The sequence below is a fragment of the Afipia birgiae 34632 genome, assembly GCF_000308295.2.
Classification (GTDB): domain Bacteria; phylum Pseudomonadota; class Alphaproteobacteria; order Rhizobiales; family Xanthobacteraceae; genus Afipia; species Afipia birgiae.
In genome coordinates this window covers 2,204,818-2,222,266 of record NZ_HG326652.1, presented here as the reverse complement: position 1 = coordinate 2,222,266, position 17,449 = coordinate 2,204,818, and the positions used below count along the sequence as shown (strand labels likewise).

The window sequence follows — 17,449 nt, the reverse complement described above, 5'->3', positions numbered from 1 at the left end:
GCAGTTGGAGATATCATGGCTCCCGTCAAATTCGGTGTCGGTCAAAGCGTCCTTCGCAAGGAGGATGACGCTCTTATCCGCGGCAAGGGCCGCTACACCGACGACTACACGCCAGCATCAGCGATGCACGCCCTTGTGCTGCGGTCTCCGCATGCGCACGCAAAATTCAAGCTCGATGTGTCGCAGGCTCGCGGATTGCCGGGCGTTGCTGCGATTCTAACAGCCGACGACGTCAAGGATCTCGGCAGTCTTCCCTGCCTGTTCAATCTGCCTGATGAGCCCTTTATCGGTCCTCCGTATCCGATCCTTGCGCGCGATGTCGTGCGGCATGTCGGCGACGCGGTTGCGTTCGTCGTGGCGGACACCGTTGAGCAGGCGCGGGACGCGATCGAGGCGATCCAGGTCGAGTGGACCGCGCTGCCGGCGGCCGTCGGTCTGGTCAACGCGGTAAAGAAGGGGGCGCCGCAGGTCTGGCCGAGCCACGCGGGCAATGTCCTGTTTGACACGTCGTTGGGCGACAAGAAAACAACCGAGGCAGCCTTCGCCAAGGCGCATGCGGTGGCGGAAATCACCATCGTCAATCCGCGCATCGTGACGAACTACATGGAAACCCGCGCGGTGGTTTGCGAATACGACGCCAAGCGCGATCATCTGACGCTGACGATGGGTAGCCAGGGCAGCCATAGGCTGCGCGATATTCTCTGTCAGAACGTTCTCAACATCCCCGTCGAGAAGATGCGGGTCATCTGCCCGGACGTCGGCGGCGGATTCGGGACCAAACTGTTTCCCTATCGCGAATATGCGCTCGCGGCAGTTGCCGCACGCAAGCTGAAGAAGACGGTGAAATGGACCGCCGAGCGCGCCGATCATTTTGTCGGCGATGCGCAGGGGCGCGACAACGTCACCACCGCGCGCATGGCGCTGGCTGAGGACGGGAAATTCCTGGCCATGGATGTCGATCTGATGGGCGACATGGGCGCTTATCTCTCGACCTTTGGACCGTATATTCCACATGGCGGCGCGGGAATGTTGCCGGGTCTCTACGATATTCAGGCGTTCCATTGCCGCGTCCGCACCGTGTTCACCAATACTGTGCCGGTGGATGCCTATCGCGGAGCGGGACGTCCCGAGGCGGCCTATGTGGTCGAGCGGCTTGTCGATGCGGCGGCACGCAAGCTGGGCATGACGCCGGACGCGATCCGCCGCAAGAATTTCATTCAGCCGAAGGCAATGCCGTACACAACGGCCACCGGGAAGATCTACGATTCCGGTGATTTTGCCGCGCATATGAAGCGCGCGATGGATGTTGCCGACTGGAAGGAATTCCCGAAGCGCGCCAAGGCTGCGAAGAAGCAGGGACTGGTGCGCGGTATCGGTCTCGGCACCTATGTCGAGGTGTGCGGCTCGATGGGAGAGCCAGAAACGGCTCAGGTTCGGCTCGATCCCAATGGCGATGTGACGATTTTGATCGGCACGCAGTCCAGCGGGCAGGGACACCAGACCGCGTATGCCCAAATCGTTGCGGAGCAGTTCAGAATCGCACCCGAGCGAGTCCATATTCATCAGGGTGATACCGATGAGATCGCAACCGGTCTTGGCACCGGCGGTTCGAGCTCGATTCCATCCGGCGGCGTCAGCGTGGAACGGGCGACGCGCACACTCGGTGCGAATTTGAAGGACATCGCCGCCGATCTACTGGAGACAGGTGCGGGCGATCTTGAGTTCAACGACGGGGCGATCCGTATTGTCGGCACCGACCGTACGGTCTCGTTTGCCGATCTCGCAAAGCGCGCTGGCGCCGATCCGTCGAAGCTGAGTGCAAGCGCCAAATTTACGAGCGCCGACGGCACCTATCCGAATGGCACGCATATCGCCGAGGTCGAGATCGATCCCGCCACCGGCGTGATCCAGGTCGTGAACTACGTTATCGTCGACGATTTCGGCGTGACGCTCAATCCGCTGCTGCTGGCGGGCCAGGTTCACGGCGGTACCATGCAAGGCATCGGTCAGGCCCTGATGGAGCAGGCGGTCTATGACGCCGCCGACGGCCAACTCGTGACCGGCACTTTCATGGACTATGCGCTGCCGCGCGCCGCGGACGGACCGTCGATCAAGTTCGAGACCCACAATGTGCCGTGCAAGACAAATCCGCTCGGCGTCAAGGGGGCTGGCGAAGCGGGCGCGATCGGCTCGTGTCCCGCCGTGGTGAACGCCATCATTGACGGGCTCTGGCGCGAGTATGGCATCGGCCACATCGACATGCCGGCCACGGCGGAGCGCGTGTGGATGGCCATCGCGCAGAGCCGTCGCGAGCACCGTTTGTAAAAATTCCCGGCGCAGAAAGAAAATGTTGGGCTTGTCAGGCTGCAGCCGGAGTGTTCGATTCTGTCGACTTGTGTGTAAGGGCGTCGTTTCAAATTTTAGGGAAGGAAATACCGAATGAAGCGTTCTGTTCTCGTGGCCGCGATGATTGTGCTCGGTGCAACCGCGGTCGTTGCCGACCAGGCTCTGATCGAGCAAAGCCATGCGCTGATGAAAGCGAACGGCAAGAATCTGGGCGGTGTTCTCAGTCCGATGGCGAGAGGCGAGAAGCCTTACGACCAGGCGGCGATCGATGCGGCGCTGGCGCAGCTTGATGACACGGCCAAAAAGCTCCCCTCGCTCTATCCCGCAAGCGTCAAGGCTGTGAAGCAGACCAGCGAATACACTCCGTCTCCCAAGATCTGGGACGATCGAGCTGGATTTGATGCGGCTATCGCTGCTTTCGGCAAGGCCGTGACCGAAGCCAAGGGCAAGATCAAGGATGCGGACAGCTTGAAAGCGACGCTGCCGACGATCGGCAAGTCATGCTCGGGCTGTCATGAGACATTCCGCGTAAAGAACAGCTGATCCGAGACTACGCTCCGCAATTTGAAGGGCGGGTGCCAGTGGCGCCCGCCCTTTGTTTCTGCATCAATGCAGCAGCGTTTACTTCGTGACCTGTCCGCGAATTTCGCCCGCGGGATGTGCTGCAGTATGAATGTTGATGTAGTACTTCCCGGCCATCAGGTCGGCGGCCTGCGCGTCAGTCAGGGTCGCGCTGCCCTCGGCGCCGCTGGCTGCATCCTTCAATGGAACGGCGACCGGAGCATTCTTGCCGGCTTCAGCGGGACCATGAAAATGCGCCATGGTGGCGGGTCCCGTAAGGCCCGAATAGGTGACCTTCCAGGTCAGCGTTTTGGTCGCGCTATCGAAGCTGACATCGGCCGTGCCCTTGCCGGGACTGGTGACAGCGGGCACCTCGGCCGCTCCCGTGAGGTTGACCTTCATGGTCATCATTTCGGCAACTGCCGGTCCGCCAAGTGAAATGCACAGGCCTGCGGCCGCGGCCATAGTCGCAAATCTTTTGCTGTTCATCGTTTTCTCCCGTAGTTTTCGGACTGCCGATACCGATTGAACACTGGCCGCAGCCGTTTGGTTCCTGTCGATTTCCAGTTACTCCCATTGGGGGCGCATATGTTTCGGAAGCTTTTCCTGCTGGTGGCTGTCGCTCTGATCGCCAGCATGGGTGTTTTCTGGCTCGTCACCATTCCGGCAGTGGTGTCCGCCGAAGCCTTGCCGGCTTACTCGCCCAACGTCGCCAACGGACAAACGGTGTTCAACGCCGGCGGTTGCGCGTCATGTCATGCGGTGGTTGGCGAGCCGCGCACCATGCTCGGAGGGGGACTGGCCATTCCGTCGCCGTTCGGCACGTTCTATGCGCCGAACATTTCGCCCCACAAGCAGAACGGCATCGGCGACTGGACCGAGGCAAACTTCGTCACCGCTGTGAGGAAGGGGACTTCACCGGCCGGGGCGCATTATTTCCCGTCGTTTCCTTACGGCTCATACGTTCACGCGACTGACAACGACATCCGCGACCTGTTTGCCTATATCAAAACCTTGCCTTCGCTCTCCGGCCGTCCGCGCCCTCACGATGTAAGCTTTCCGTTCAACATCCGCCGCCTTGTGGGTGGATGGAAGTTCCTGTTCGTGGATGGCAAGCCGCTTACCCCTGATCCGAAACAATCGGCGGCGTGGAATCGCGGCGCCTATCTGGTCAATGGGCTCGGCCATTGCGCCGAGTGTCACAGCCCCCGCAATTTCCTCGGCGGCATCGTGTCCTCGCAGCGGTTTGCCGGCGGACCGAATCCTGAAGGTGAGGGCTGGGTGCCGAACATTACCCAAAAGGGCCTCAAGGACTGGAGTGAGAAGGAAATCGCCTGGTTCCTCAAGACCGGCGAACTGCCCAGCGGTGACACCGCCGGCGGCTCAATGGTGCGGGTCATCAAGAACACGTCGGAATTGAACGACGAGGATCGTGCGGCAGTGGCGGCCTATCTCAAGTCCTTGCCTCCGGTGGATGGCCCGGTGAAGCCGAAAAAGAAGACCTGAGCGCCGGGTTGTTCCTGCCGTCTGCATAGCCGCTCAACAAGCCATGTTGAGAGCGGGGTTTTCCGGGTTGCCGCCGCGTGCTTTGTCGGGCGGCAATTGCCGCAGGATTCCCGCTTTTCTCCATGAATATTGTCAAAGCCGTTTCGTTCAAGATCGCCAGTACGCTGATGTTTGCGGTCATGGGTGCCCAGGTGCGCTATCTGGGCGGAGCGTATCCGGAAGGGCAGGTGGCGTTTTTCCGCTCGATATTCGCGCTGATCCCGATCCTGATCGTGTTCGGCTGGCGCGGACAACTCAAGGGCGCCCTGCAAACCGAGCGGCCATCGGAACACCTGCTGCGCGGTGTCTTCAGCGTCGTCGGCACCTTCTGCACGTTTGCCGCACTTGCGCGAATTCCGATTGCTGACTTTACTGCCATCGCGTTCGTGGCTCCGTTGATTACCGTCATCTTCGCGGCAGTATTCCTGAAAGAACAGGTTCACGCGTATCGCTGGTCGGCGGTGGCCTTCGGTTTCAGCGGGGTGATCCTGATGCTGACGCCCTATGCGCGCGACCATGCGGCGCTCACAACATCCATGGCCATTGGCCTTCTGTTCGCGCTGACCAATGCCTTCACATCAGGCGGTGCATCGATCCAGATCCGGCGGCTGACGGCGACCGAGACGACCTCATCCATCGTCATCTTCATGACGTTGCTTGTTCTGTTGGTTTCGCTGCTGACCGCGCCGTTCGGCTGGCGCATGCCTTCCACGTGGCAGGATGTTGCGATCCTGGCCGGGATCGGCATCGCGGGAGGACTCGGGCAGATTTTCTTCACCGACAGCTATCGTTATGCGCCGGCATCGTTTCTGGCGCCGTTCGATTACACCGCCATGCTGTGGGCGTTCATGCTGGGTTACTGGTTCTTCGGAGAGGTGCCGACACTCTACGTTGTTGTGGGGGCGATCATTGTCGCCAGCGCCGGGATTTTCGTGATCCTGCGCGAGCGCTATCTCGGCCTGAAGCGGCTGCGCGATACGCCGGTCGCGGCTATCGCCACCATTGCAGATGACGAAGAGGATCCGGACGCGCCGGTTTCAGGCGCCTCCAAAGCGGCCTGACAGGGCATGATCCCGAAAACTGCCCTCCGGCTTGACCGGAGGGTGGGCCGGTCTTCGGAGAAGACCATGCCCCCGCAAACTCTACGTGCCAAACGCCTTGAACGTGATGATGGTGTAGGTGTCCTGGATGCCGGGAATGACCTGGAGCTTCTCGTTGACGAAATGCCCGATGTCGGTGGCGCTGTCGACATAGAACTTGACCAGCAGGTCATAGTCGCCCGCCGTCGAATAGATTTCGGAGGCGATTTCGGCCTCGGCGATCGCATTGGCGACCGTATAGGACTGGCCCAGCTTGCATTTGATCTGGACAAAGAAGGGGACCATCACTGTCTCTCCCGGCGCGGGTGGCTATCTCTTGGAGCGCAATAGAGCCAAATCCGGCCACGGTGGCAACCCGGCTTGCTGGAGTTTATTCAGCGCGTTAGAGCAGGGGGCGAAAGGCCCTGAATACCATGAGATTGCCATGAGCATACCGATTGCGCTCACGATTGCCGGCTCGGATTCGAGCGGAGGCGCCGGCATTCAGGCCGACCTCAAGACGTTCGCGGCCTGCGGCGTCTATGGCGCGTCCGTGATTACCGCGCTGACGGCGCAGAACACGCAGGGCGTGACCGGCATCCATGATGTCCCGGCCGACTTCATCACCGCGCAGATCGATGCGGTATTCTCCGATCTCGACGTCAAGGCCGTCAAGATCGGCATGGTGGCCCGCCATGAGGCGATCGACGCCATCGCTGCCGGCCTCGATCGCTGGTCGCCAAGGTACGTGGTGCTCGATCCGGTGATGGTTGCGACATCGGGCGACCGGCTGCTGTCGTCCGACGCGATCGACGCCCTGCGCATCAAGCTCTTTCCGCGCGTCGGCCTGATCACGCCCAATCTGCCGGAAGCCGCTGCGCTTCTCAATGAGGCCATGGCCGAGAGCGAGGCACACATCGAGCGTCAGGGCAGGCGGCTGCTGGCACTGGGCTGTCCCGCCGTTCTGATCAAGGGTGGTCACGGAACCGGTCCCGAGAGCACCGACTATCTGATCGACAAACATTCCGTCGTGCGGCTCGCTGCCCCGCGCATCGCAACCAGCAACACCCACGGGACGGGCTGTTCGCTGTCATCGGCCGTCGCAGCAGGTCTTGCCAGGGGCGACGGCCTTGAAGCTGCCGTTCGCAATGCCAAGGCGTACGTCAGCGCAGCCATCGCCGCGGCCGACCGGCTCGACGTCGGTCACGGCCACGGGCCGATCCATCACTTCCACGCCTTCGACACTTAAGAGCCGATGAGTTCCGGCCGAACTGTCCCCGGACGTCATTGCGAGCGAAGCGGAGCAATCCAGTCTTAGGCATAGCAAGAACTGGATTGCTTCGTCGCAAGTGCTCCTCGCAATGACGATTTGTGGTGAAGTCTCGGTCACATCTGAGGTCACCGTGACCCAGCGCGCGACAAGCTGCCGCGCTTGTCGCCTGTTTGTCGCACTCCGCTGGTAATCGCCAATAAGCGAATAAAAATCTGATTCCTCAGATCGCTTATTGGAACCAAGATGATCTCATCCGATCTCGACAAATCCGTTGTTCAAACTGCTTACGCGCGTTGGGCGCCGATCTATGACGCCGTGTGCGGACCGGTCATGGTGAAGGGCCGGCGCGCAGCTGCTGCGGCAGCGCGGGCCATCGGCGGCAAGATTCTTGAGGTCGGCGTCGGCACGGGATTGTCGTTCGACGACTACGACACCAGCACCGAGATCACCGGCATCGATATGAGCGCGCCGATGCTCGAGAAGGCGCGAGCCAAGATGACGAGCGGGAAGTACCCGTTCGTCAAAGCCGTGCACCAGATGGACGCTCATCAGATGACGTTCGCGGATGCCACCTTCGATTGCGTCGTGGCGCAGTTCGTCATCACGCTGGTCGCCAATCCCGAGCAGGTGCTGTCCGAATGCCATCGTGTGGTGAAGCCGGGCGGCCGGATCATCCTCGTCAACCACCTCTACTCGGAAGTGGGTGTGGCGGCTGCGGTCGAGCGCTGGGCCGCGCAGAAAACCCGGGCGCTGGGGCTGCGCCCTGAATTTCCCTTCGCGCGGCTGCAGGCCTGGGCGCAATCAAACGCAGGCACGACCCTTGTCGAGCGGCGCAAAGTTGCGCCCTTCGGCATCTACACACTGGTTTGTTTCGAGCGGACTCTCAATTCGCAGGCCGCGTGATCTGTCATCACGCTGTCATGGATTTTTGATAAAGGCTCGCGCATGGAAAGACAGGCTATCAGCGATAGCAGTCCCGAACGACGCTTTCGCACTTTGTTTATCTCCGATGTTCATCTCGGAGCCCGCGGTTCGCAAGCCGACCGCCTTCTTGACTTCCTCCGTTGTCACGATGCCGACACCATCTATCTCGTTGGCGATATCATCGACGGATGGGCTTTGAAGTCCAGCTGGCACTGGCCGCAATCTCACAACGACTTTGTCCAGAAGATGCTGCGCAGAGTCCGCAAGGGCGCGCGCGTCATCTACATCCCCGGCAATCACGACGAATTCCTGCGCTCCTATTACGGCACGCACTTCGGCGGTGTCGAAGTTGTCGAGAACGCCGTTCACGAAGGTGCCGACGGCAAGCGCTATCTCGTCATTCACGGCGATATCTTCGATCTTGTCGTTCAGAACGCGCGCTGGCTCGCGCATCTTGGCGACAAGGCCTATGACTTCGCGATCCAGATGAACCGGCTGGTGAATGCCTTCCGCAAACTGTTCGGCGTGCCTTACTGGTCGCTCTCGCAGTGGGCCAAGCAAAAGGTGAAGAACGCGGTCAACTATATCGGCGCGTTCGAACAGACGCTGGCCGGTGAAGCCAGGCGCCACGGCGCCGATGGCGTGATCTGCGGCCACATTCACTACGCGACGATCCGCGACGAGAACGGCATCCGCTACATGAACTGCGGCGACTGGGTCGAGAGCTGCACCGCGCTGGTCGAGCACGAGGACGGGCGTTTCGAAATCCTGGTATGGACCGATCCGCTGCGCCGATCTCAGCCGGTGCCTCGCGTGACGGCGCAGGCTGCCTGATGCGCATTCTTGTCGCAACGGACGCCTGGCATCCACAAGTCAACGGTGTGGTGAGAACGCTCACCAAGATGGCGGAAGCCGCCGCCTCGATGGGCGTCGACGTCGAATTCCTCACGCCGCAATCGTTTCGGACTATTGCACTGCCAGGCTACGCCGATCTGCATGTCGCGCTGCCAAGCCCGGGCAAGATCGCGCGCATGATCGAAGAGGCACAGCCGGACTACATCCATATCGCGACCGAAGGTCCGATCGGAATTCTGGCGCGGCGCTATTGCCAGAAGAACAAGGTGCCGTTTACGACGAGCTTCCATACCCGTTTTCCCGAATATGTCTCCGCGCGATTCCCGATTCCGGAATCCTGGGTCTGGGCGGCGTTGCGTTACTTTCATGGCACCAGCGATGCTGTGATGGCGGCGACGCCCGCGCTCGCGGATGAATTGCGCGGACGCGGCTTCCGTAATGTCGTGCTGTGGTCGCGCGGTGTCGATGCCGAACTGTTCCGGCCGCGCGATTTCGATCTCGCTCTGCCGCGGCCGGTCTTTCTCTCGGTCGGCCGCGTCGCTGTCGAGAAGAACCTCGAGGCGTTTCTGGGGCTGGATTTACCCGGCACCAAGGTCGTGGTCGGCGACGGCCCGGCGAAGACCGAACTTGAGCGCAAGTATCCCGATGCGGTGTTTCTCGGCACCATGCAGGGTGAGGCGCTCGCGGAAACATATTCTGCCGCCGATGTGTTCGTATTTCCGAGCAAGACCGACACCTTCGGTCTGGTGCTGCTTGAGGCGCTGGCCAGTGGCGTACCCGTCGCGGCGCTGCCGGTGTCCGGCCCGCTCGATGTGATCGGTGATGCGCCGGTCGGCGTGCTGAACAACGATCTGCGTGCGGCCTGTCTGGCCGCGCTGGATATTCCGCGCGAAGCCTGCCGCGATTTTGCTGCGTCCCGAAGCTGGGGTGCTTGTGCGCAGGCGTTCATTGACAATGTGACGCGCGAGCGGCCGCCTCAGGTCAAGCGCCGCTGGCGGCGGCGGCTGGCCCGGCGGCTCCGATTGACTTCGGAATCCGTTCCCACCGCCTGATCGCATAGCCGTTGTTCCCTAGTGTGGTGGTTCGCAAGTCCGCATCATTTCTACAGCGCATTCTTTTGCGGACTTGCGAACCAAAACCACACTAGAATCACTAATTGCTAGTGTCCTTCCGAATCCGAAGTTCGCTCGGGCAGGTGCTGCAGAATGAGGCGAACTTCGGATTCGGGACACTAGCGATCTTGCTCTGAAAGGCTGGCGCGCTATACATGCGCCATGGCCTCTCTTGTTCTCCCGACAAATGTCGATATCGAAGCCGCCGCGCGCGTTCTCGCGCCCGTCGCCGTCAGAACCCGTCTCATCACGTCACCTGCGCTCGATGCGCTGACTGGCGGACGTATCTTCCTCAAACCCGAGGTGCTGCAGCGAACAGGTTCTTTCAAGTTTCGCGGCGCTTTCAACAAATTATCCTCCATTCCGGAAGCGGCGCGGAAGGCTGGTGTCGTCGCGTTCTCGTCGGGCAACCACGCGCAGGGCGTCGCGGCTGCGGCGCAGATCCTGAACATGCCGGCGGTGATCGTGATGCCGTCCGATGCACCGGTCTCCAAGATCGAGCGCACCAAGAGCTATGGCGCAGAGGTCGTTCCTTATGACCGCGACAAGGAAGACCGCGATGCCATCGCGCGGGGTCTTGCGAGCAAGCGCGGGGCCACTGTTGTTCCGCCCTATGACGATCCGTGGGTGATCGCGGGGCAGGGGACAGTCGGCCGCGAGATCGCGGAGGACTTTGCCGCGCTTGGCTTGACGCCCGACATCGTGTCCGCGCCCGCGTCCGGCGGCGGCTTGATGGCCGGCATTGCTCTCGCGACGAAAGCGAAGTTTCCGAATGCCGGTCTGATGACTGTCGAGCCCTGCGGTTTCGATGATCACGCCCGGTCATTCAGCGCTGGGAAGCGCGAGCCTCACCGGGCGGTTGGCCGTACCATCTGCGACGCGCTGATGGCATCGATTCCCGGCGAGATCACGTTCGCGGTCAACCAGAAGAATGGCGTGCAGGGCGTCACGGCAACCGACGATGAAGTCGCGAAGGCCGTGGCATTCGCGTTTCGCGAGTTGAAACTCGTGGTCGAGCCGGGCGGTGCCGTCGCGCTGGCCGCGCTTCTCGCAGGGCATATCGATGCCAGGGGCAAGACGGTTGCGATCGTGCTGTCCGGCGGCAATGTCGACGCGGATCTCTACGCGCGGTTGATTCAGTAGGCGTCACAATTCGGTCTTTTTCTCGCCTTTTGCAGCGAAGATTGCCGCCATTCTGCCTTTAGCTGAAGAACGCGACTTTTTCCGCCTGGCTCATGCGCCGAATGGGCGCGAGCGGATCGCTGCGCGGTGAAACCGGCCTTGCGATAATGCCGCTGGCGAGCAGGCTTGCGCCCAGCGACGCCGGCGCAGTTGCCGCTATCTCAGGCTCAATCCCAAGAACCGGTTCCGGTGCGGGCTCCGGCACAAGCTCCAGATGCACCGTCTTAACCGGCTCCGGCGCTTCATCCAAGTCTATGATCGCCGCAGCCATTTCTATTGGCGGGATGTCGTCCGTCAGCAGAACCGTTTCGGCCACCATTTCTGGCAACGACTCTTCCGAAGCGGAGATCGCTACGTCGAACAGTTCGTCATCGACGATGGCCATCTGCAGTTCGTCGGACGTTTCCGCCGGCACCGGACTGAAATCGACGGTATGGAGGACCGCAACAGGTCCGGGTTCGGCCTGCGGCTCCATCGTGGAAGGGGCGATAGCTTCGATGTCTCGCGCGGCTTGATCGAAGGCTTGCAAAACGCCATCGCGAAGTCCGCCGGCCGCGACGTGATCGCAGGCCGCGTTGATTGCATCGACCTGAGACTCAAGCAGAGAGCAGATGCGGCCGTCCGCGCCGGACTCGCGCAGTCCCCATGCGATTTCGCGGATCACGCGCGCGCATTTGCGCGACGGCGCGAGGGCTTCATCGAAAACCGGACCTGACAGCGTCACCGAGACGCTTTCGCGGGCAGCCGCGACGATCGCCTGGACCGCGGCTATTGCTTGGGGCAACTCGTTTGAACGCGGTTCAATAGGTGGCGGTTCGCTCAGCGCTTGCTGCTTTTGTTCTTCCTTCTGGGCGGCAAGCGAGCTTTCGATCCGCGCGACCGCTTCCAGCACCATGGCGGTGTCGGCGTTCCGGTTGCGCTTCGTGTATTCGTCCAGAAACCAGCGGCCGCGCGCAGTCTCCAGAAAGGCCTCGCGAATAGCCTCAAAGTCCGCGTCCGTCGGAGACGCGGCGCGGGCTGAGATCGGCGACAGGGCGAAGGCTTCGTTGGCCATAAAAACCTGTAGGACAGAAACGCGTTGACGCAATCCGCACGCAAAAGCGATGTCCAGATACGCCGAACACGCGCTAAACATTCACCAACACGAACCGCGGCGAATCGCAATTCCCTTGCTCACCAGAGAATCACAAAAGCATCCGGCCGGGCAATCCGTTGCTCGCCGATTTGCCGTCGGCGCCAGCCTGTTTTACGCCTCGACACTGGGCATGGGCGGAACATACCTGCCGTTCTTTCCGGTTTGGCTGAAGGCTATCGGCGTGGACGTGTCGTGGATCGGCATTATCACGGCGGTGCCGTCGTTCTCCCGGTTCACCGTCCTGCCGTTCGTGACCGCCTTCGCTGAGCGGCGTCAGATCTTGCGCGAGGCCATGATCGTGCTGGCCTTCGTCACCGCCTTCGGGTTCGTGGCCGTAGGATTGCTGCATCAGCCGCTCGCGATCCTGATCGTCTTCGGCCTGATGGCCTGCGCCTGGACGCCGCTGGCGCCGCTGACTGACGGTTACGCGCTGAAAGGTGTGGTGCGCTACGGCCTGAACTATGGGCCGATGCGGCTCTGGGGATCCGCTGCCTTCATCGTCGGCGCGATTGGAGCCGGGCTGCTGCTGTCAACGATCGACCCGCAATATCTGATCTGGGCCATCGTGGCGGTGGCTTTCCTGAGTGCATTCGTCAGCCTCGGTCTCGCGCCGCTGGATGCACCTGCCAGCGCGGCTCCTCCTGCACGTGCCAGCCGCTTGCTACGAAGGCCGCTGTTTCTCTCGATCATCGGTGCTTCGGCGCTGATCCAGGCCAGCCACGCGGCCTATTACGGTTTCTCTGCAATCACCTGGCAGAATGCCAGCCTTGGCGGCATCACCATTGCGGCGCTGTGGTCGCTCGGCGTGATCGCCGAGATCGTGATCTTCGCGATCTCGCCGCGCTTCACCCTGTCGCCGGCGGTCCTTGTCATGATCGGCGCGGCGAGCGGCGTGTTGCGCTGGGTGATTACCGCACAGGAGCCTCGGATCGAGGTTCTTGCCGTCGCTCAGCTCATGCACGGACTGACCTTCGGTATCACTCAGGTCGGTACTGTGGCGTTGCTGGTTCGCAACGTGCCGCATCAGCTCCTCGCCAGCGCGCAGGGCTATTTGTCCGCCCTGACAGGCATCAGCTTTAGTGTGGCCATGGTGTGCTCTGGACTGATCTACGCCCGGGTCGGCGAGGGCGTCTATTATGCGATGGCTGCGATAGCGCTTGCAGGCGGTATCGTGATGACCCTCGCGCGCAAGCGCCTCGACGCCCATCGCGCGGTGATGGACTGACTAACCCCAGAGGCTGGCATCAGGCGGATACACCGTGCTGCCATCATAGCGCAGGCCGTTGTCGCGGTCCTCAGCCAGCAGCAACGGGCCGTCGAGATCGACCACGCGGGCGCCCTGCGCGATCATCATCGCGGGGGCCATCGCCAGCGATGTGGCGACCATGCAGCCGACCATCAGGTCAAATCCCAGCGCTCGGGCGGCTTCGGCCATCGCCAGCGCCTCAGTGAGGCCGCCCGTCTTGTCGAGCTTGATATTGATGGCGTCGTAGCGATCGCGCAGGCCTTCGAGCGACGCGCGGTCATGCACGCTTTCATCGGCGCAGACGGCCACGGGCCGCTTGATGCGCGCCAGAGCCTGATCCTGACCGGCGGGCAGGGGCTGCTCGATCATGGTCACCCCGGCATCGGCGCAGGCCGCCAGATGCCGTTCCAGATCAGCCTCGGTCCAGGCCTCGTTGGCATCGACAATCAGCTCGCTGGCCGGGGCGGCCTTGCGGACGGCCGCGATTCGGGCCTCGTCGCCGTCGCCGCCGAGCTTGATCTTGAGCAGCGGGCGATGGGCGGCTTTCGCGGTCGCCTCCGCCATGGTCTGCGGCGTGCCCAGCGAGATCGTGTAGGCGGTGGTCAGCGGGCGCGGCTCGGGGCGTCCGAGGAGTTCCCAGATACGCATTTTTGCCACCCTGGCGTCCAGATCCCACAGCGCGCAATCGAGCGCGTTACGGGCCGCTCCAGGGCGCATCTGCGATTGCAGCGCCTGCCGGTCCAAACCGCCGTGCAACGCGTCCTGCAGGCTAAGAATGGCCCCGAGCGTTGCCTCCGGTGTCTCGTTGTAGCGGGCATAGGGAACGCATTCGCCGCGCCCGATAATGGCCTTACCATTAAGACCTTGGCGACTTACCTCAGCCACAATCACAACGGCTTCTGTCTTGGCGCCCCGGCTGATGGTGAAGCCGCCGGCAATGGGCCAGCGCTCGATCCGGGCGGCGAGAGTCAGCGATGGCATCATTTGTGAAATCGATTTTCGTGAGGGCGGGCTTGCTCAGACGCGCCAATTATGGCTCTTAAGGTCATCCCCGTACAGATTGTTGGCATCGTGGTAGGTTGCTTGGTCAGCCGGACGCGGAATCGGCGCAGGAGTTGGGCTTGAACGGCAATCCGACATTGGAGCAGGTGACCGTCGGCGCAGGTCTCGCGCTGCGCGCGGCTGGCCAATGGACCGTCCATCACGCGCCCGACCTCGAAAAGATCGTCGAAGACACCGAACGGCTGTCCGGCCGGCCTGCCAACATCGTGATCGACGTGTCGCAGGTCTCCAGTCTCGACACCTTCGGGGCCTGGCTGATCGAACGGCTGCGCCGCAGCCTGACCCAGGGCGGCGTCGAGCCCAATGTCGCCGGCCTGTCCGCCAACTATGCAAGCCTCGTGAACGAGGTCCGCCAGGTAAAATCCAGCATCGTGCACAAGCGCCAGCGGCAAACCCTGCTTGGCATGCTTGACGGCATAGGCCGCAGCGTCGTCGATGTCGGCGGTACGCTGGTCGGGCTGATCGGCATGCTGGGGGCGATCCTCAACGCGATGTTCCGGGTGATCCGCCATCCGACCAGCTTCCGCTTCACCTCGATGATCCATCATCTCGAACAGGTGTGCTGGCGTGCGGTGCCGATCGTGGTGCTGATCACGTTCCTGATCGGCTGCATCATCGCCCAGCAGGGTATCTTCCATTTCCGCAAGTTCGGCGCCGACGTCTTCGTGGTCGACATGCTCGGTGTGCTGGTGCTGCGCGAACTCGGCGTATTGCTGGTGGCGATCATGGTCGCCGGCCGCTCCGGCAGCGCCTATACGGCCGAACTGGGCTCGATGCGGATGCGCGAGGAAGTCGATGCGCTGCGCACCATGGGTTTTGATCCGACCGAAGTGCTGATCCTGCCGCGGATCGTTGCGCTGATCATCGCCATGCCCATTCTGGCCTTCCTTGGCGCGATGGCTGCGCTCTATGGCGGCGGGCTTGTCGCGTGGGGTTACGGCGGCGTGCAGCCCGACGCGTTTCTCATCCGCCTGAAGGAAGCAATTTCGATCAATCATTTCACGGTGGGCATGGTGAAGGCGCCGTTCATGGCGCTGGTGATCGGCATTGTGGCGTGTGTGGAAGGCGCTGCAGTCAAGGGCAGCGCCGAGTCGCTCGGCCAGCACACCACGGCGTCGGTGGTGAAATCGATTTTCTTCGTCATCGTCATGGACGGCCTGTTCGCGATCTTTTTCGCGACGATCAATATTTAGGACCAGACGATGGCGGCTTATTCCGACGATGCGATCATCCGCGTGCGCGATCTCACGGTGAAGCTGAACGAGAACCTCATTCTCGATCATCTCGACCTTGACGTGCGGCGGGGCGAGATCCTCGGTTTCGTCGGCGCATCGGGCGCGGGCAAGTCGGTGCTGACGCGCACGATCATCGGTCTGATCCCGAAGCTCGCCGGTAATATCGAGGTGTTCGGCGTCGATATGGGCAAGGCGAACGAGGATCAGCGCCGCGCGGTGGAGCGCCGCTGGGGCGTGCTGTTCCAGCACGGCGCGCTGTTCTCGTCGCTGAACGTGCGGCAGAACATCCAGTTTCCGGTCCGCGAATTCATGAACGTGTCCGGGCGGCTGCTCGATGAAATCGCCATCGCCAAGCTCGCCATGGTCGGCCTCAAGCCGGAGGTCGCCGACCGGTTCCCGTCGGAACTGTCGGGCGGCATGATCAAGCGCGTGGCGCTGGCCCGTGCGCTCGCGCTCGACCCGGAGATCGTGTTCCTCGACGAACCGACGTCCGGCCTCGATCCGATCAGCGCCGGCGATTTCGATCAGCTTGTGATGACGTTGCAGCGCACTTTGGGGCTGACCGTTTTTATGGTAACCCATGATCTCGACAGTCTTAAAACGGCCTGCAACCGGATTGCAGTGTTGGGGGATCGCAAGGTTCTCTTGGTAGGCACGATGGATGACATGCTGGCCTCGCAGCATCCTTGGCTGCGGGCCTATTTTCATGGCAATCGCGCCCGTGCCGTGATCGCATAAGCACATTGCGTATTTGGAGTTAAGTTGATGGAAACAAAGGCAAATTTCGTCCTCATTGGGGCGTTCACGCTGGCGGTGGTCGCGGCGGCGTTTGGCTTTGTGTTCTGGTTCCAGAACCTTGGTGCGGCGGCCCAGCGCATTCCGCTGCGCATCGTATTCGAGGGCGCGGCCTCCGGCCTGCGCACCGGCGGCAACGTCAACTTCAACGGCATCAAGATCGGTGAAGTCACCTCGATCAAGCTCGACGATCCGAAGCGCGTGGTCGTCATTGCCAACGTCGACAAGAATGCGCCGATCCGCAAGGACTCGCTGGTCGGCCTCGAATTCGCGGGCCTCACCGGCGTCTCCTCGGTGTCGCTCAAGGGCGGCTCGGTCGAAGCGGGGGGCGTGCCGGTCGCCGAAGATGGCGTGCCGACGCTGACGGCTGATCCCAACGCGATCCAGGACATCGGCGAGGCGGTGCGCGGCGTGCTGCAGAACGTCAACAGGCTGGTCCTCGAAAACCAGGAGACCCTGCACAACAGCATGGCCAACATCGAGGTGTTCTCGAAGAGCCTTGCAGAGAACTCCGCGCGCATTGACAGCATCATGGCCGGCGTCGATGGCCTGATGGGTGAGAAGGGCGAGTTGCATGCGGCCGCCAAGTCGTTCCGCGAACTGGCCGACAATCTCGACAAGCGCTCTGCCGGCCTGATCATCGACGGCCGCCGCACGCTGGCCGACATCAGCCGGGCGGTGAACAACTTCGACCGCAACCCGACCCGCGTGCTGTTCGGCGCCAGCGGACGCGACGCTGTTCCGGCCCAGCCAGCTCCGGCTCCAACTCCGGCCCGGAACCCCAGCGACGCCCGCGCGCGGCAGCGGTAAGACCTCTCACTGGTCGTCCCGGCGAAGGCCGGGACCCATACTCCCTGAGTTCTCGATTGGAGGGAGGTGTTGGAGCAATCTTCTTGCGATCATCACCGTGTTTTGTGGTTATGGGTCCCCGCTTTCGCGGGGACGACGACTGCGGTGTTGCGCTGGTGTGCATCACCTCATCATTCCAGATTCGATTTTCAAACAGCCCGTTCATTCACGCACGCGTATTCGCTCTCGCGCATCGCGCGAGGTGAGCTTTGGTCTTGCCCCCCCAAAAGGTGAGGGGCATGGAGCGCCG

General features: G+C 62.0%; 17 protein-coding genes. 13 read left to right on the top strand and 4 right to left on the bottom strand.

What is annotated here, in order from left to right; genetic code table 11:
* Positions 1-12: 12 nt before the first annotated feature.
* Entirely contained in the window at positions 13-2,325 is a 2,313-nt protein-coding gene (locus BN32_RS10455; protein WP_040425629.1) for a xanthine dehydrogenase family protein molybdopterin-binding subunit, read from the top strand.
* 114 nt (positions 2,326-2,439) lie between these two features.
* The gene (locus BN32_RS10450; RefSeq protein WP_019198135.1) at positions 2,440-2,889 is read left to right on the top strand and encodes a c-type cytochrome; all 450 of its coding nucleotides are present in this window, start codon (positions 2,440-2,442) and stop codon (positions 2,887-2,889) included.
* A 78-nt stretch (positions 2,890-2,967) separates the two neighbouring features.
* Here the strand turns inward: BN32_RS10450 and BN32_RS10445 are convergent, their stop codons facing one another.
* Positions 2,968-3,396: a CHRD domain-containing protein gene (locus tag BN32_RS10445; protein WP_040425628.1), complete on the bottom strand. Its 429-nt coding sequence runs from the start codon at positions 3,394-3,396 to the stop codon at positions 2,968-2,970.
* Between the two features lie 99 nt (positions 3,397-3,495).
* On the opposite strand from BN32_RS10445, the gene BN32_RS10440 reads away from it, so the two are divergent.
* Both BN32_RS10440 and BN32_RS10435 read left to right on the top strand, forming a co-directional pair.
* Complete coding sequence (locus BN32_RS10440; RefSeq protein WP_019198133.1) at positions 3,496-4,413, top strand: c-type cytochrome; 918 nt, start codon at positions 3,496-3,498, stop codon at positions 4,411-4,413.
* 122 nt (positions 4,414-4,535) lie between these two features.
* The gene (locus BN32_RS10435) at positions 4,536-5,513 is read left to right on the top strand and encodes a DMT family transporter (RefSeq protein ID WP_019198132.1); all 978 of its coding nucleotides are present in this window, start codon (positions 4,536-4,538) and stop codon (positions 5,511-5,513) included.
* An 81-nt stretch (positions 5,514-5,594) separates the two neighbouring features.
* Here the strand turns inward: BN32_RS10435 and BN32_RS10430 are convergent, their stop codons facing one another.
* A complete protein-coding gene (locus tag BN32_RS10430; protein WP_019198131.1) occupies positions 5,595-5,837 on the bottom strand; it encodes an Lrp/AsnC ligand binding domain-containing protein in 243 nt (80 codons plus the stop codon).
* A 139-nt stretch (positions 5,838-5,976) separates the two neighbouring features.
* Between BN32_RS10430 and thiD the strand changes: the two genes are divergently transcribed.
* The 5 genes from thiD (at position 5,977) to BN32_RS10405 (ending at position 10,838) form a co-directional block, all read left to right on the top strand.
* Positions 5,977-6,780 (top strand): bifunctional hydroxymethylpyrimidine kinase/phosphomethylpyrimidine kinase, encoded by an 804-nt coding sequence (gene thiD / locus BN32_RS10425; RefSeq protein WP_019198130.1) that lies wholly within the window; start codon positions 5,977-5,979, stop codon positions 6,778-6,780.
* Positions 6,781-7,047: 267 nt separating this feature from the next.
* Positions 7,048-7,707 carry a class I SAM-dependent methyltransferase gene (locus BN32_RS10420; protein WP_019198129.1) on the top strand — a complete coding sequence of 220 codons (660 nt, stop codon included), beginning with the start codon at positions 7,048-7,050 and terminating at the stop codon, positions 7,705-7,707.
* Between the two features lie 42 nt (positions 7,708-7,749).
* Positions 7,750-8,562 (top strand): UDP-2,3-diacylglucosamine diphosphatase, encoded by an 813-nt coding sequence (locus tag BN32_RS10415; RefSeq protein ID WP_019198128.1) that lies wholly within the window; start codon positions 7,750-7,752, stop codon positions 8,560-8,562.
* Positions 8,562-9,635 carry a glycosyltransferase family 4 protein gene (locus BN32_RS10410; protein WP_040426248.1) on the top strand — a complete coding sequence of 358 codons (1,074 nt, stop codon included), beginning with the start codon at positions 8,562-8,564 and terminating at the stop codon, positions 9,633-9,635. The genes BN32_RS10415 and BN32_RS10410 overlap by 1 nt, the downstream gene beginning before the upstream one ends.
* Positions 9,636-9,857: 222 nt before the next feature.
* Complete coding sequence (locus tag BN32_RS10405) at positions 9,858-10,838, top strand: threonine ammonia-lyase (protein ID WP_019198126.1); 981 nt, start codon at positions 9,858-9,860, stop codon at positions 10,836-10,838.
* A gap of 58 nt (positions 10,839-10,896) precedes the next feature.
* Here BN32_RS10405 and BN32_RS10400 read toward each other — a convergent pair whose 3' ends face one another.
* Complete coding sequence (locus tag BN32_RS10400; RefSeq protein ID WP_019198125.1) at positions 10,897-11,931, bottom strand: hypothetical protein; 1,035 nt, start codon at positions 11,929-11,931, stop codon at positions 10,897-10,899.
* 49 nt (positions 11,932-11,980) lie between these two features.
* On the opposite strand from BN32_RS10400, the gene BN32_RS10395 reads away from it, so the two are divergent.
* Positions 11,981-13,237: an MFS transporter gene (locus BN32_RS10395; RefSeq protein ID WP_084494562.1), complete on the top strand. Its 1,257-nt coding sequence runs from the start codon at positions 11,981-11,983 to the stop codon at positions 13,235-13,237.
* On the opposite strand, the gene dgcA is transcribed toward BN32_RS10395, so the two are convergent.
* Positions 13,238-14,242, bottom strand: a complete 1,005-nt coding sequence (dgcA, locus tag BN32_RS10390) for an N-acetyl-D-Glu racemase DgcA (protein WP_019198123.1) — start codon at positions 14,240-14,242, stop codon at positions 13,238-13,240.
* A gap of 137 nt (positions 14,243-14,379) precedes the next feature.
* Between dgcA and BN32_RS10385 the strand changes: the two genes are divergently transcribed.
* From BN32_RS10385 to BN32_RS10375, 3 genes are read left to right on the top strand one after another with little or no spacing between them, the layout of a single operon-like run.
* Positions 14,380-15,513 (top strand): ABC transporter permease, encoded by a 1,134-nt coding sequence (locus tag BN32_RS10385; RefSeq protein ID WP_040426246.1) that lies wholly within the window; start codon positions 14,380-14,382, stop codon positions 15,511-15,513.
* A gap of 9 nt (positions 15,514-15,522) precedes the next feature.
* Positions 15,523-16,293, top strand: coding sequence for an ABC transporter ATP-binding protein (locus BN32_RS10380; RefSeq protein ID WP_019198121.1), 771 nt, complete (start codon positions 15,523-15,525; stop codon positions 16,291-16,293).
* Between the two features lie 27 nt (positions 16,294-16,320).
* Complete coding sequence (locus BN32_RS10375) at positions 16,321-17,160, top strand: MlaD family protein (RefSeq protein ID WP_019198120.1); 840 nt, start codon at positions 16,321-16,323, stop codon at positions 17,158-17,160.
* The last annotated feature ends 289 nt before the right edge of the window (positions 17,161-17,449 follow it).

Excerpts from the sequence above, each read along its gene's own strand:
- BN32_RS10450 (WP_019198135.1), top strand. The coding sequence starts at position 2,440 with ATGAAGCGTTCTGTTCTCGTGGCCGCGATGATTGTGCTCGGTGCAACC.
- BN32_RS10445 (WP_040425628.1), bottom strand. The coding sequence starts at position 3,396 with ATGAACAGCAAAAGATTTGCGACTATGGCCGCGGCCGCAGGCCTGTGC.
- BN32_RS10440 (WP_019198133.1), top strand. The coding sequence starts at position 3,496 with ATGTTTCGGAAGCTTTTCCTGCTGGTGGCTGTCGCTCTGATCGCCAGC.
- BN32_RS10435 (WP_019198132.1), top strand. The coding sequence starts at position 4,536 with ATGAATATTGTCAAAGCCGTTTCGTTCAAGATCGCCAGTACGCTGATG.
- BN32_RS10430 (WP_019198131.1), bottom strand. The coding sequence starts at position 5,837 with ATGGTCCCCTTCTTTGTCCAGATCAAATGCAAGCTGGGCCAGTCCTAT.
- thiD (WP_019198130.1), top strand. The coding sequence starts at position 5,977 with ATGAGCATACCGATTGCGCTCACGATTGCCGGCTCGGATTCGAGCGGA.
- BN32_RS10420 (WP_019198129.1), top strand. The coding sequence starts at position 7,048 with ATGATCTCATCCGATCTCGACAAATCCGTTGTTCAAACTGCTTACGCG.
- BN32_RS10415 (WP_019198128.1), top strand. The coding sequence starts at position 7,750 with ATGGAAAGACAGGCTATCAGCGATAGCAGTCCCGAACGACGCTTTCGC.
- BN32_RS10410 (WP_040426248.1), top strand. The coding sequence starts at position 8,562 with ATGCGCATTCTTGTCGCAACGGACGCCTGGCATCCACAAGTCAACGGT.
- BN32_RS10405 (WP_019198126.1), top strand. The coding sequence starts at position 9,858 with ATGGCCTCTCTTGTTCTCCCGACAAATGTCGATATCGAAGCCGCCGCG.
- BN32_RS10400 (WP_019198125.1), bottom strand. The coding sequence starts at position 11,931 with ATGGCCAACGAAGCCTTCGCCCTGTCGCCGATCTCAGCCCGCGCCGCG.
- BN32_RS10395 (WP_084494562.1), top strand. The coding sequence starts at position 11,981 with ATGTCCAGATACGCCGAACACGCGCTAAACATTCACCAACACGAACCG.
- dgcA (WP_019198123.1), bottom strand. The coding sequence starts at position 14,242 with ATGATGCCATCGCTGACTCTCGCCGCCCGGATCGAGCGCTGGCCCATT.
- BN32_RS10380 (WP_019198121.1), top strand. The coding sequence starts at position 15,523 with ATGGCGGCTTATTCCGACGATGCGATCATCCGCGTGCGCGATCTCACG.
- BN32_RS10375 (WP_019198120.1), top strand. The coding sequence starts at position 16,321 with ATGGAAACAAAGGCAAATTTCGTCCTCATTGGGGCGTTCACGCTGGCG.